The following is a 12,621-nucleotide window of genomic DNA, read 5'->3' as shown; positions in this document are numbered from 1 at the left end:
GTCCACGCCGATCCGGCCGGCGGACCGCCGGTCGTCAGGGGGAGCCGTTCATGCGCGTCACGCGAATTCCTGCACTCACCGCCGCCGTCCTCGCCCTCGTGCTGCTGGCCGGCTGCCGCACCGACGGCCTCGGGGGCGGGCACGGCAGATCGTCCAAGGGCACCTCCAAGGGCTCCTCCAGGGGCATCTCCAAGGGCTCCTCCGGGACGGGTCCGTCCGCCGGGTCCGGGAAGACACGGACCGCCCGGCCCTCCGCCACCGCGAGGGCGCGCCGGGTGGTCGACGCCGCCACGGCGGGCGGACTGGCCAGGGTCACCGGACCGGACGCGCCCGGCGACACGGTCATCGACCCGGGCGAGATGCGCGGCGGCATGCGCCTGGTGGTGAACGGCTACGCCCGCTCCGGCGCGGGGAGCGGCGACGCCGTCCTCGTCGTCGCGGTCGACAACGTGCCCGAGGAGACCACCGGCCGCCGCGAGCACCTGTGGCGGGGCATGCTGGACCACATCCGGTGGGACGACGACCGGGGCCGGCCCGAGGCCCGGCCGGTCGACGACCCGGGCGCCCTCGGCGGCTCGGTGGAGTGCATGCTCGCCTCGCTCGGCAAGGACGGCGACGTCATCTGCGGCTGGGCCGACGCCGGCACCGTGGGCGTGGCCCACTTCCCCGGCAGCACCCCGGCCGAGGCGGCCAAGCTGTTCGTCGCGATGCGCGCCGACCTGGAGAAATGAGTCCCGGCTGCCCGGCGCCGCCCCCCGTACGGCGCCGGAAAGCCGGTCGCGGCACGGCGGCGAAGGGTGCCGATGAAAGGTTTCGCCGCCTGCCATGTCCCCAGGGTGTCCGCCAGGGCTGGGAAGCGGCTGGGAACCGGATCGGAAACGGAGGATCCTATTCCAGAGGGATCAAGGACAGGCCCGTCCGGTGCGCCGGGTGCCCGGCGCACCGCGCAACCGGCGCACCGCGCAACCGGGCGCACCGTGCAACCGGCGCACCGGATACCCGGCCGGCGGCCTCAGCCCAGGAGGTCGCGGATGTACGCGGTCGCCTCGGCGCGTGCCATCCCGCGCCCCTCGGCGAACCGCGCGTCGAATTCCTCCGCGCTGAGCGCCGCCCGCACGGCCTCGGCGTTGCGCGGTCCGTCCAGGGGGTCCATCCGCTCCGGGAAGAAGCCGATCCGCCCGCCGATCGCCGCCACCGTGCCCAGCAGCACGGCGCCGTCCCCGGGACGGCCCAGCATCGCCAGGCAGCCCGCGAGCGAGTGCAGGCCGACCAGCCAGGAGGTGACGTCCCACTCCTCGTACAGCTCGTGCACCAATTCCCGGGCGCGGCGCACCAGATGGTCCCGGTCGCCCATGTCCATCGCGATCTTCAGGCCGATCCAGGTGGACGACAGCGCGGCCCACTCGTGCCCCGACGCGTGGGCCGCCGACACCGCGCGGACGATCAGCGCGTCGGCCGCCGCCAGGTCGCCGCTCGCCCGGGCGACCTGGCCCAGCACCATCAGCGCCTCCGCCTCCACCCACGGCTGGGCCGCCTCGCGGGCCAGCGCGAGCGCCCGCTCGCCGCACTCGGCCGCGCCCGGCACGTCGCCGGTCGCGGCGAGGAAGTAGGCGCGGTAGCACAGCACCAGCGCACGGTGCTCGGGGTCCTCCGCCTCGAGGGCGAACGGCTGCGCCGCGTCCAGGGCGGCGCCCGCCGAGGGCAGGTCGCCCGAGAGGTAGTGCAGCACCGCCTTGCCGATGTAGCTGCGGGCGTACAGCGCGGGGTCGGCCGGCGGCGCCTCGGCGAGCCCGCGGGTGAGCCAGTCCAGGCCCTCGCCGACATGCCCGCGCCGGTAGAAGAACCAGTACAGCTCGGTCGCGATGCGCAGGGCGACGACCGGCTCCCCGACCGCGAACGCCGACGCGATGGCGGTGCGGAAGTTCGGCAGCTCCGCCTCCAGGCGGCCGAGCCAGCGGGAGGTGTCGGCACTGCGCGCCCGGCGCCCTGCCTCCTCGGCGAACTGCTCTGCCCACGCCCGGTGACGGGCGGCCACCTCGCGGCGTTCCCCCTCGGTCAGCTGCCGGTCGCCGTAGTGGCGCAGTGTCTCCAGCATGCGGTAGCGGCGCGGCTCGGTGCCCGGCTCGACCGCCACCAGCGACTTGGCGACCAGGCCGGTGATCCGCGACAGCGCGGCGGTGTCCCCGGTCACCCGGCGTGCGGCGTCCAGGTCGAAGCTGCCCGCGAACACGCTGAGCCGGTCGAAGAAGCGCCGCTCGGCGACGTCCAGCGACTCGTGGCTCCAGGCCACCGCCGCCTCCAGCGAGCGGTGCCGCTGCGGCGCGGTGCGGGTGCCGCCGCTGAGCAGGGCGAAGCGGTCGTCCAGGTGGTCGGCGATCTGCCGCACCGACAGGGTGCGGCTGTGCGCGGCGGCGAGCTCGATCGCCAGCGGCATGCCGTCGAGCGTGCGGCACACCTCGGCTAGCGTCGCGAGTTCCTCGGCCGAGGGCTGCCAGGTGGGCACGAGGGTGCGGGCACGGTCGCGGAAGAGGCGGACGGCCTCGGAGTCGGGGCCGTCCGCGTCCAGCGGCGGCAGGTCGAGCACGGCCTCACCGGCGATCCGCAGGGGCTCCCGGCTGGTGGCGAGCACCCGCAGCTCGGGGCACTGCTCCAGCAGCGACTCCACGAGTCCGGCGGCGGCGTCGATGACGTGCTCGCAGTTGTCCAGCACGAGCAGTGCGCTGCGGCCGGCCAGCGCCGGGGCCAGCGAGCGGGCGGAGTCCGCGCCCGCCAGGCCGAGCACGGAGCCGATCGCGTGCGGCAGGTCGGCCGGGTCCGTGACGGTCGTCAGCTCGACGAGCCAGGGACCGTCGAGGTCGTCGCGGGCCGCCGCGGCTTCGTTGGCGAGCCTGGTCTTGCCCATGCCGCCCGGTCCGACGACGGAGACCAGCCGGTGCTCGTCCAGCAGCGAGCGCAGGCCCGCCAGCTGCTCCTGGCGGCCGACGAAGCTGGAGACGTGCCGGGGCAGGTTGCGGGTGCGGTCGGAGGCGGACGCCGTGTGCACCGGCTCCGGGCCGGAACCGGTCCGCGCGGCCGGAGCGAACGACGCCGCGACCGGCCCGGGCAGATCCAGCGACGGGGACTGCGCGAGGATGTCCGCCTCCAGCTCGCGCAACTCCGGGCCCGGGTCGGCGCCGAGCTCGTCCACCAGCCGCTCCCGGACGGTGCGCAGCGCGGCGAGCGCGTCTCCCTGCCGCCCGCACCGGTACAGCGCCAGGGCCAGCAGCGACCACGTCCGCTCCCGCAGCGGGTGCTCGTCGGCGTGCGCCTGCAGCGCCGCCACCGCCGTCACGTGCTCGCCCTGCCGCAGGGCGCACGCGAAGCGGTCCTCACGGGCGGCCAGTCGCAGCGCCTCCAGCCGCACCACCTCGGGGCGGGCGAACGCGGCGTCGCGGCAGTCGGCGTAGGCGGGGCCGCGCCACAGCCGTTCCGCGGCGTCCAGCTCCTCGGCGGCGCGGGCCGGGTCACCCGCGGCCAGGGCGCGGCTGCCGAGCTGGGCGTGCTGGGTGAAACGTTCGGCGTCCACGGCCTCCGGCGGCACGCGCAGCACGTAGCCGGGGCCCTGCCGCACCAGGAGCGTGGACGGCGCGCGGGCCGCGCGGTCCGGTTCCAGGGCCCGGCGCAGCGAGGCGATGTAGCCGTGCAGGGTGGTGACGGCGCTCGCGGGCGGCGCGCCCTCCCACAGCTCGTCGACGATCCGGTCCGCGCTGACCATGCGGCCTCGCTCGGACACCAGCAGGGCGAGGAGCGAGCGGGGCACCCGGCCGCCCAGCGCGGCCGGTTCACCGGCCACGTCCGCACTGATGCGTCCCAGTACCCCAAGGCGTATGTCGGTCATGCGTCCCCTCGCCGGTCGTTTTCCGGTGAGCTTCTTGCCGGCGGCTGGCAACCGACTGGGGACGGGTGCTCCGGCTCGCTGCCAGTGGCTTCCCAGTCAGATCCGTGAGTGTTCCTCCCGTGGCCGATGCCAGGCCCGCAGCAGCGAGGACTGCTGGAACACCTGATCCGACGGTCCGGGCGGCCGCACTCCGGCCCGCCCGGCCCGGTGCCCGTCCGGATCCGGAACGCACAGCGCGGCCAAGGAGCCCACACCATGATCCTGATCATAAGCGACCCGCAGGACGCGACGGTCCACTTCGTGCTCCCGCACCTGGAGCGGTTCGGCGCCGAGGTGCTGTGGTGGAACGAGGACCGCTTCCCGGCGGAGAGCCGCCTGACCCTCCAGGTGCGGGGCGGGCTCCCCCGCGCGCTGCTGCACACCGGTGGCGCCACCCACGACCTCGCCGACGTGACCGCGGTGTGGGTACGCCGCCCCGGGCACGCCCGTACGGCGGACAGCGTCCGGGAACCGACGCACCGCGCCTGGGCGGAGCACGTCTCGACGTACTTCCTGCGCGGCCTGACGGAGATCCTGCCGGCGCGCCGCTGGATGCCCGGACCGGTCTCACGCGCCGCCGTCGCCGACAACAAGCTGGTCAACCTGACCCGCGCGGCCGAGCTGGGCTTCACCGTCCCGGACACCCTGGTCACCAACGACCCGGACGAACTGGTGCCCGCCTGGGAGACCGCCGGCGGACGCCTGATCAGCAAGACCCTGACCTGCCACGACGTCCGTGTCGACGGTGAGCGCCACCACATGCACACCGTGCCGGTGCGCCGCCGTGACCTCGCCGGACGCGCCCGCATCCGCCACGCGCCGGTGATCCTCCAGCCCGACGTGCCCCAGCGGGTCGCGCTGCGGGTCACCGTCGTCGCGGGAGAGGTGTTCGCCGCCGAGACCGACTCGCACGCCGCCCGCACCGGCGGGCAGGACCGGCGCCACCACCAGGACGCCGCCGTCGCCTGCCGCGAGCACCGGCTGCCCGACGAGGTCCGGCGGCGCTGTGCGGCCCTCGTCGAGTCGCTCGGACTGTCCTACGGCGCGATCGACCTGGCCCTCACGCCCGACGGCGACTACGTCTTCCTGGAGATCGACGTCAACGGCCGGTGGGGCTGGGTGGAGACGCTCACCGGCATGCCCATCGCCCACGCCGTCGCCGACTGGCTCAGTGCCGACGAACCCGCCCGCGGCTCCGCCGCCCCCACCGCCCCCGACCAGCCCGCGAAGGTTGTGACGCCATGACCCCCGCCCCCGCCCCCGCCGTCCCGGCCGCCTCCGCGCGGCCCACGCCGGCCCCGGCCCTGTCCTTCGACGCCGCCCTCGCCGAGGCCGTCACCCTGCTGCGCGCCCTGCCGCGCCGCCGCGAGAGCCTGCCCGGCGCCCGCCGCACCGTGGAGCACTGGGCCGCGGACGTGCGCCGCCGCGGCGGGCCCGCCGCCCTGCTCGTGGTCGACGAGCCGCCGGGCACCCCGCTGGTCGACTACGACCTGCTCATCGACCACCCCGACGGCGGCTGCGTCGCCGTCAACTCCCAGGCGGAGGACGGCCTGCCGTGGGCCGTCGACCACTCCACCCACTGGGCGGCCGGCCGGGTGCTCACCGTCGACGGGCGGCACTCGCTGCCCATCCCCGCGGCGCTGTACCTCCTGCGGGCCGCGGGCCTGCCCGACCGCACCCTGCACGACCGGCTCGTGGACCACGTCCTGCTGCTCGCGGACGCCCACGCCGACCCCGGTCCGGCGACCCCGGCCGAGATCCAGGCCGCCGCGGACGACTTCCGCCGCCGCCTGGGCCTGCACAGCCGCGACGCGCTGTTCGCCTGGCTCGACTCGCTCGGCCTCACCCGCGCCGCGTTCGAGCGGCAGATGACCGAGGAGGCGCTGGTGGCCCGGCTCCGCCGCCGCATCGCCGAGAGCCAGGCCCGCGACCATCTGCGCGCCCACGAACGGGACTTCGAGCACGTCCACGCCGTATGGGCGACCGCACCGCACCCCGCGCTCCTGGCCCCCCTCGCCGCGGCCGGCAGCGCCGAGGAGTTCGCCGCGTTCGCCCGCGCGGCGGCCGACGCGGGCGCGCCGCTGCGCGTGACCACCGGCACGAGCCTGCCCGACCGCCTGCCGCTCCCGCTGCGCCACCTCCCGGCGGGCACGCTCGTCCCCCGGCCCGTCCGGCACGACGGCGAACTCCTCGTCGGCGCCGTCCTCTCCCGCCGTCCCGCACCCCACGACGACGAAACCCTCGCCGCGGCGGGCCGCGCGGCCGTCGCCGCATGGCTGGCCGAACGCCGCTCCCGCGCGCAGATCACCTGGCACTGGCTCTGACCCGGCCCGCCCACCCGCCCACCGGCCCGGACCGCGCTGAACACCGACGGCGCCGATAATTCGGGACGGCCTGTCAGTGGCCCCTGTCAGCTGGTCGGCCGGGCGAAGGTCGGCGACGGCTGGGGCGAGTACCTGCACGGCGACGTGGACGAGGTGCAGGCCTACTCCGGAGCGTTCAGCAACCAGGACATCCCCTTCCTGGGGCTGGGCACGGAGTACTGCCCGTGCTGACGGATCGCGCCGACCGCGGTGACGTGAGGTCAGGACGGCTCGTGCGAAACCGTTTTCGCGCGCCGTTCCGTTCCGCCCGCGCCCGCGGCGCCCACTGGAGTGGGACGGTGACCTCCCTGCCGGAAAAGCCCCCGCTCCCGCTCCGCGAGGACGACCGCGACACGGCCGTCCGGCGTGTGCAGGAGGCGTACGCCGCCGGGCACCTCTCGCACGAGGAGATGGACGAACGTCTCCAACGGGCGCTGACCGCCAGGACGCACGGCGAGCTTTGGCCGGTCCTGGCCTCGCTCCCGCCGGAGAGCCCGGGCACGACGTCCCTGATCGCCGCGGCCGGCGGACGGATCAGGCGGCGCGGCCCCTGGCGGGTGCCGCGGGCGCTCAAGGTCGAGTCGGCGTACGGACGCGTGCACCTGGACCTGTCCGAGGCGGTCATCGAGCACCCGGTGGTCGACGTCGAGTTGCAGCTCGGCACCGGCAAGGCCAGGATCACGGTGCCTCGCGACGCCGTCGTCGACTTCGACGGTCTGCGTACCGAATGGAAGGACACGCGGCACAAGGCCCGGCCGCGCTCAGGTCCCGGCGGGCCGACGATCCGGATCTCCGGCGCCATGGGATTCGGACGCCTGACGATCCGCCACGCGCGGCGCTGATGCCGGACGGGACCGCCGGCCGACGGCAGGATCACCTTTCGCCGGCCGGCGGACCGTCCCACCGGTCTCCTCACACCGCTCTCACCTGACGATCGGGCCGTGGCCGCTCCCGGGCGCTCCTCGGGGTGGACGTCGGTGACGGGCGTGGCCACCGCGCCGAGCGGTCCGGCGGCGACCCCGAACAGCGGCCGGCGGACGCGCCTCGACGATCCGTCGGGTGCGGGAGCGAGCCGTACAGGACCGGCGGTCGCGGCCGACGAGCAGTCCGACCGCCGTACGCGAGTACTCTCGCCCGCCGCGCCGGGAAGGGACCGGCAGACCGCCGGCGGTGCGCAGGACCCGCGCCCGCCCCGTCCCCCGCCTCCGTCCCCCGCCTCCGTCCGCCGCTCACGACGCGGCGAACAGGCAGGCCCAGAACAGCGCGAACGCCGTCCAGAAGAAGCACTCGGAGAGCCTGCGCAGCCACCGCAGCGGACTGCGGCCGTCCATGTCGTCGGCGAGGGCGGCGCCCGCGCCGAAGGAGACACCCAGCGCCAGCGACGCCAGCATGCCGACGACGATCCGCGTCACCGCGTCCGTGTCGTCCGGCCGTACCGCACCGAACGCCAGCAACAGCCCGGTGAGCAGGGCCAGCGCGGCGAACAGGGCCAGCGCGGTGCGAACGGCGGCCCGTGCCGCAGGGCTGCCGCCCGTCACCGGCCGGGCCGGACCCGGCCGGGGCGCGGCCTGACCGCCGCCCGGACCGCCGTTCTCGTGCGCGCGGCGCAGCGGATGCGACTTGGGCAGTTCGTCGTACTCCAGCAGCCCGGCGCGGACCGCCAGGGCGTCCTGTTCGGGCGGGGCGGCCTTGTGCTCGCCCTTGAGGCCCCGCCGTCCGCGGGCGTGCGTCAGGACCGGCCGACCGCCGCCGACGGGAGACACCACGCCGCCGAACCGCAGGTCACCCGCGAACCACGCCTGCTGCTGACCGCCGGCGGCGTCGAACGCCTCGTCCAGGACGTGCGGGGCGCACGGCGACCGGACGGAGGAGTTCAGCGGGCCGGGCCCCGGAACGCCGTGCACCCACACGCCCCCGGCGACGTCGGGATCGGCCAGCCGGAAGAACGGGCCCCGCCACTTGCGCGCGGAGGCGCGGTCCGCCTGGTCGTCCAGATCCGCCCCGCGTTCCAGCAGACACGGCCGCCACGGGTAGTGCTCCAGGACCAGCCGCGCCCGGCGGGCGTTGACCGAGGCGTGTCGGCAGTGCCACCGGTGGGCGGGCACGGCGACGACCAGACCCGTCCCGACCACCACGGCGACGAGCCACCGGGGCACGCCCAGCGCGGTGCACAGTCCCGACAGCACGGCGAGAAGCGCGTAGGGGCCGAGGTGGCGTACCTGGTGCAGCGCTCTCGACCGGCGCCAGGCCCGGCGCGTGGCAGGACACGAGAACGCGGTCTCCTTCCCGGGCGGCACACCGAACGCCCCGCTGTGCCCAGCTCCTCCGCTCGTTGACGACATTGGACTTCCTGTCTCTCGTCTCCGCTGTCACGGGCGGCCCTGGGAACCGCCCCTGACATGGTGCGGACCGCGACTGGGAAACCGCTGGAGACGGTGTCATTCGGCGGGCGCCTCCTGCGGCTCGGAGGCCGTCACCGGGGATGCGGGGGCTGTGGGAGCGGAGGTGCCCGGCCGTCGGTTCCGCCGCAGTACGGCGATCAGCAGGCACGACGGCGAGTCCGAGGAGGGCGAGCGGTGCCACGTCCTCAGGGCGCCGTGGCCACCGTGGTGGCCGTCAGCGGCAGCGCGCCACGGTTCGCCGGTCACCGGCGGCTCGGCGGGGCGAGGTGGGGCGATGCGGGGGAGGCGGTGGAGGCGGGGGAGGCGGGGCGATGCGGCGGGGCGGGCCGGTCAGTGACCGGCCGTGGCCAGGGGCAGGTCCAGACGGCCCGCCAGCTCGTCGAGGGTGATGCCGAAGGTCTCGCGGACCACGACGCCCTCCGGGATGATGTCGAAGACCGCGAGGTCGGTGTAGACGCGGTCGACGCAGCCCAGCCCGGTCAGCGGGTAGGTGCACCGGGGAACCAGCTTGGGCGCGCCCGTCTTGGTGAACAGCGTCATCATGACGAACACCTTCTTGGCCCCGATCGCCAGGTCCATGGCCCCGCCGACGGCGGGGATGGCGTCGGGTTCGCCGGTGTGCCAGTTGGCGAGGTCGCCGGCCGCGGAGACCTGGAAGGCGCCCAGCACGCACACGTCGAGGTGGCCGCCGCGCATCATGGCGAAGGAGTCGGCGTGGTGGAAGTACGCCGCTCCGGGCAGCTCGGTGACGGGGATCTTGCCCGCGTTGGTGAGGTCGGGGTCGATCTCGTCGCCGTGCGCGGCGGGCCCCATGTTGAGCATGCCGTTCTCGGTGTGGAGCACCACCCCGGAGTCGGCCGGCAGGTGGTCGGCGACGAGGGTGGGCTGGCCGATGCCGAGGTTGACGTAGGCGCCCCGGGGGATGTCGCGGGCTATGAGGGCGGCGATGTCGTGCTTGCCCAGAGGGCCGCGCATCTCGGTGGACCGTGCGTTCGTGCTCATGCGGACGTCTCCTGCACCACGCGGTCGACATGGATGCCCGGCGTCACGACGGTCTCCGGGTCGATCGCGCCGGTCTCGACGATCTCGCGGACCTGCGCGACGACGGTGGTCGCGGCGGTCGCCATGACCGGCCCGAAGTTGCGGGCGGTCTTGCGGTATACGAGGTTGCCCATCCGGTCGGCCCGGTGCGCGCCGATCAGCGCCACGTCGCCCTTGATCGGGTACTCCAGGACGTAGGTGCGGCCGTCGATGACCCGGGTCTCCTTGCCCTCGGCCAGCAGGGTGCCGACGCCGGTGGGGCAGAAGAAGGCGCCGATGCCGGCCCCGGCGGCGCGGATCCGCTCGGCGAGGTTGCCCTGCGGCACGACCTCCAGCTCGATCCGGCCGGCCCGGTACAGGCCGTCGAAGACCCACGAGTCGGACTGGCGCGGGAAGGAACAGACCACCTTGCGGACCCGGCCCTTCGCCAGCAGCGCGGCGAGTCCGGTGTCGCCGTTGCCGGCGTTGTTGGACACCACGGTCAGGTCCGTGGCGCCCTGGCGGATGAGCGCGTCGATCAGCTCGACGGGCATGCCGGCCATGCCGAACCCCCCGACGAGGACCGTGGAGCCGTCCTCGATCCCGGCCACCGCCTCGTCGGCGTGATCACACAGCTGTACGGTCATCGGGTCCGCTCCGTGACGTTCTCCAGGACGACGGCGAGTGCCTGGCCGACGCCGATGCAGATGGCCGCGACGCCCCACCGCTCGCCGGACTCCCGCAGCCGGTGGGCCAGCGTGCCCAGCAGCCGGCCGCCGGAGGCGCCCAGCGGGTGGCCGAGCGCGATGGCGCCGCCCTTGGCGTTGACCGTCTCCGGGTCGATCCTCCAGGCGTCCACGCAGGCCAGCGCCTGGACGGCGAACGCCTCGTTGAGCTCGACCGCGGAAACGTCGGACCAGGAGATGCCGGCGTTCTTCAGGGCCCGGTTCGCCGCCTCCACGGGGGCGAAGCCGAACTCCTGCGGGTCCAGCGCGAAGACGCCGCGGCCGGCGACGCGGGCCAGCGGATCGGCGCCGATGCGGTCCGCGGCGGCCCCGGAGCCCAGCAGCACGGCGGAGGCGCCGTCGCTCAGCGGGGAGGCGTTGCCCGCCGTGATCACGCCGTCGGCGCGGAACACCGGCTTCAGCGCGGCGAGCTTGTCCACGCCGGATCCCGGGCGGATGCCCTCGTCCCGGCTGAGGGCGCCGCCCTCGGCGTCGGTGGCGACCGGCGCCACCAGGTCGTCGTAGAAGCCGGCGTTCCAGGCGGCGTCGGCGAGGTCGTGGGACCGTGCGGCGAACTCGTCCTGGCGCTCCCGGGGGATGCCGAACCGGTCGGCCAGCCGCTCGTTGGCCTCGCCGAGGGAGACCGTCCACTCCTTCGGCATGCGCTGGTTGACCAGCCGCCAGCCGAGCGTGGTGGACACCGCGGTGACGTCCCCGGCGGGGAAGGCGCGCTCGGGCTTGGGCAGGACCCACGGGGCACGGGTCATCGACTCCACACCGCCGGTCAGGACGATGTCGGCGTCGCCGGTCTCGACGGCGCGGGAGGCGATGATCGCCGCGTCCAGGGAGGAGCCGCACAGCCGGTTGACGGTCGTGGCGGGCACCGAGGTCGGCAGCCCGGCCAGCAGGACGGCCATCCGGCCGACGTTCCGGTTGTCCTCGCCGGCGCCGTTGGCGTTGCCCCAGACGACGTCGTCGATCTCGCCGGGGTCCAGCGCCGGCGTCTTGGCCAGCACCGAGGTCACGGCGTGGGCCGCGAGATCGTCCGGCCGGACGCCGGCGAGGGCACCCGAGAACCGTCCGAAGGGTGTTCTTGACGCTGCGTACAGGTAACTGTCGGTCACGCCTTCACGGTAGGCACTGCACTTCATCACGTCCAAGACCTAGTAATGAGGCATTGATAAGCAGGCGCTATAAAATGGCTCCATGGAACTGCGTCAGGTCCGCTACTTCCTCGCCCTCGCGGAGGAATGCCACTTCGGCCGCGCGGCGGCCCGCCTGCACGTCGCCCAGCCGGCCCTCTCCCAGCAGATCAAGCAGCTGGAGCGGGAGCTGGGGACCGCCCTGTTCGCCCGGTCCACCCGGCACGTGGAGCTCACCGAGGCCGGCCGGCACCTGACCGGCTACGCGCGCACCCTGGTCGCCGAGGAGGAGCGGGCGCGCGTCCACCTGGCGGAGCTGGCCACCGGCCGCGCCGGGCGGGTGTCCGTCGGCTTCATCGGCACCGCCACCTACGACGTACTGCCGCGCGTCGCCCGCACCGTGCGCGCCCGGCTGCCCGGTATCACCCTGGACCTGCACGGGGAACTGCTCACCCCACAGCTCGTGGACGGCCTGCTCACCGGCGCCTACGACCTCGCGGTGTCCCGCGCCGGCACGGCCGACGCCGCACGGGTCGACGTCACCCCGCTGCGGACCGAGCCGCTGGTGGCCGTACTGCCGGCGCACCACCAGCTGGCCGCCGGCCCGCGGATCTCGCTGCGGGCGCTGGCCGGCGAGACGTTCGTCATCCACCCCTCCCAGCCGCGCTCCGCCATGTACGACCGCGTCCTGTCCGCCTGCGACCGGGCGGGTTTCCGGCCCGCGTCGCTCGTCGAGGTCGGCGAGACGGCCACCCTGGTCGTCCTGGTGGCCGCCGGACACGGCGTGGCCCTGGTGCCGCAGTCGGTGCAGAGCCTGCGGCTCGACGGCGTGACCTACGTACCGCTGGCCGAGACGGAGTCCGTCGATCTGGTCCTGGCCCGCCGGGCGGACCGCAACTCCCCGGCGACGCGGCAGGTCGCCGCGGTGATCGAGGAGTGCGTCCGCGGCTGAGCGGCGCCCGCCGCGACCCGCGACGCGCAGCGGATGCGCCGGTCCTTCCGGCGGGATCCCGGGAGTACGTGTACGCGCACGGCCCGGGCGCACCGGCATGG

Annotated in this window: 10 protein-coding genes; 5 read left to right on the top strand and 5 right to left on the bottom strand. The window is 75.1% G+C overall.

The window, feature by feature from the left end; genetic code table 11:
- The first annotated feature begins 50 nt into the window (after positions 1-50).
- Positions 51-731 carry a hypothetical protein gene (locus VKA29_RS32105; protein WP_324789537.1) on the top strand — a complete coding sequence of 227 codons (681 nt, stop codon included), beginning with the start codon at positions 51-53 and terminating at the stop codon, positions 729-731.
- Between the two features lie 281 nt (positions 732-1,012).
- Here the strand turns inward: VKA29_RS32105 and VKA29_RS32100 are convergent, their stop codons facing one another.
- Positions 1,013-3,877 (bottom strand): BTAD domain-containing putative transcriptional regulator, encoded by a 2,865-nt coding sequence (locus VKA29_RS32100; RefSeq protein WP_324789536.1) that lies wholly within the window; start codon positions 3,875-3,877, stop codon positions 1,013-1,015.
- Positions 3,878-4,132: 255 nt separating this feature from the next.
- Between VKA29_RS32100 and VKA29_RS32095 the strand changes: the two genes are divergently transcribed.
- From VKA29_RS32095 to VKA29_RS32085, 3 genes are all read left to right on the top strand, one after another.
- A complete protein-coding gene (locus VKA29_RS32095) occupies positions 4,133-5,161 on the top strand; it encodes an MvdC/MvdD family ATP grasp protein (protein ID WP_324789535.1) in 1,029 nt (342 codons plus the stop codon).
- Positions 5,158-6,240, top strand: a complete 1,083-nt coding sequence (locus VKA29_RS32090) for a TIGR04500 family putative peptide maturation system protein (protein WP_324789534.1) — start codon at positions 5,158-5,160, stop codon at positions 6,238-6,240. Before VKA29_RS32095 ends, VKA29_RS32090 begins: the two co-directional genes overlap by 4 nt.
- 338 nt (positions 6,241-6,578) lie before the next feature.
- Positions 6,579-7,121 (top strand): DUF1707 domain-containing protein, encoded by a 543-nt coding sequence (locus VKA29_RS32085; RefSeq protein ID WP_324789533.1) that lies wholly within the window; start codon positions 6,579-6,581, stop codon positions 7,119-7,121.
- A gap of 387 nt (positions 7,122-7,508) precedes the next feature.
- Here the strand turns inward: VKA29_RS32085 and VKA29_RS32080 are convergent, their stop codons facing one another.
- The 4 genes from VKA29_RS32080 to VKA29_RS32065 all read right to left on the bottom strand — a co-directional run bounded on the left by VKA29_RS32080 (position 7,509) and on the right by VKA29_RS32065 (position 11,577).
- Positions 7,509-8,621 (bottom strand): hypothetical protein, encoded by a 1,113-nt coding sequence (locus VKA29_RS32080; protein ID WP_324789532.1) that lies wholly within the window; start codon positions 8,619-8,621, stop codon positions 7,509-7,511.
- Positions 8,622-9,011: 390 nt separating this feature from the next.
- Positions 9,012-9,683 (bottom strand): 3-oxoacid CoA-transferase subunit B, encoded by a 672-nt coding sequence (locus VKA29_RS32075; RefSeq protein ID WP_324789531.1) that lies wholly within the window; start codon positions 9,681-9,683, stop codon positions 9,012-9,014.
- Complete coding sequence (locus VKA29_RS32070) at positions 9,680-10,348, bottom strand: 3-oxoacid CoA-transferase subunit A (protein ID WP_324789530.1); 669 nt, start codon at positions 10,346-10,348, stop codon at positions 9,680-9,682. Before VKA29_RS32070 ends, VKA29_RS32075 begins: the two co-directional genes overlap by 4 nt.
- A complete protein-coding gene (locus tag VKA29_RS32065; RefSeq protein ID WP_420718617.1) occupies positions 10,345-11,577 on the bottom strand; it encodes a thiolase family protein in 1,233 nt (410 codons plus the stop codon). Before VKA29_RS32065 ends, VKA29_RS32070 begins: the two co-directional genes overlap by 4 nt.
- Positions 11,578-11,632: 55 nt before the next feature.
- Between VKA29_RS32065 and VKA29_RS32060 the strand changes: the two genes are divergently transcribed.
- A complete protein-coding gene (locus VKA29_RS32060) occupies positions 11,633-12,520 on the top strand; it encodes a LysR substrate-binding domain-containing protein (protein ID WP_324789528.1) in 888 nt (295 codons plus the stop codon).
- Positions 12,521-12,621 lie beyond the last annotated feature (101 nt).

Origin of the sequence: Streptomyces sp. H51, assembly GCF_035656535.1 — a bacterium.
In the GTDB taxonomy this organism is placed as follows: domain Bacteria; phylum Actinomycetota; class Actinomycetes; order Streptomycetales; family Streptomycetaceae; genus Streptomyces.
The sequence above is the reverse complement of the archived record's forward strand: the minus strand, read 5'-3'. Positions and strand labels throughout refer to the sequence as shown.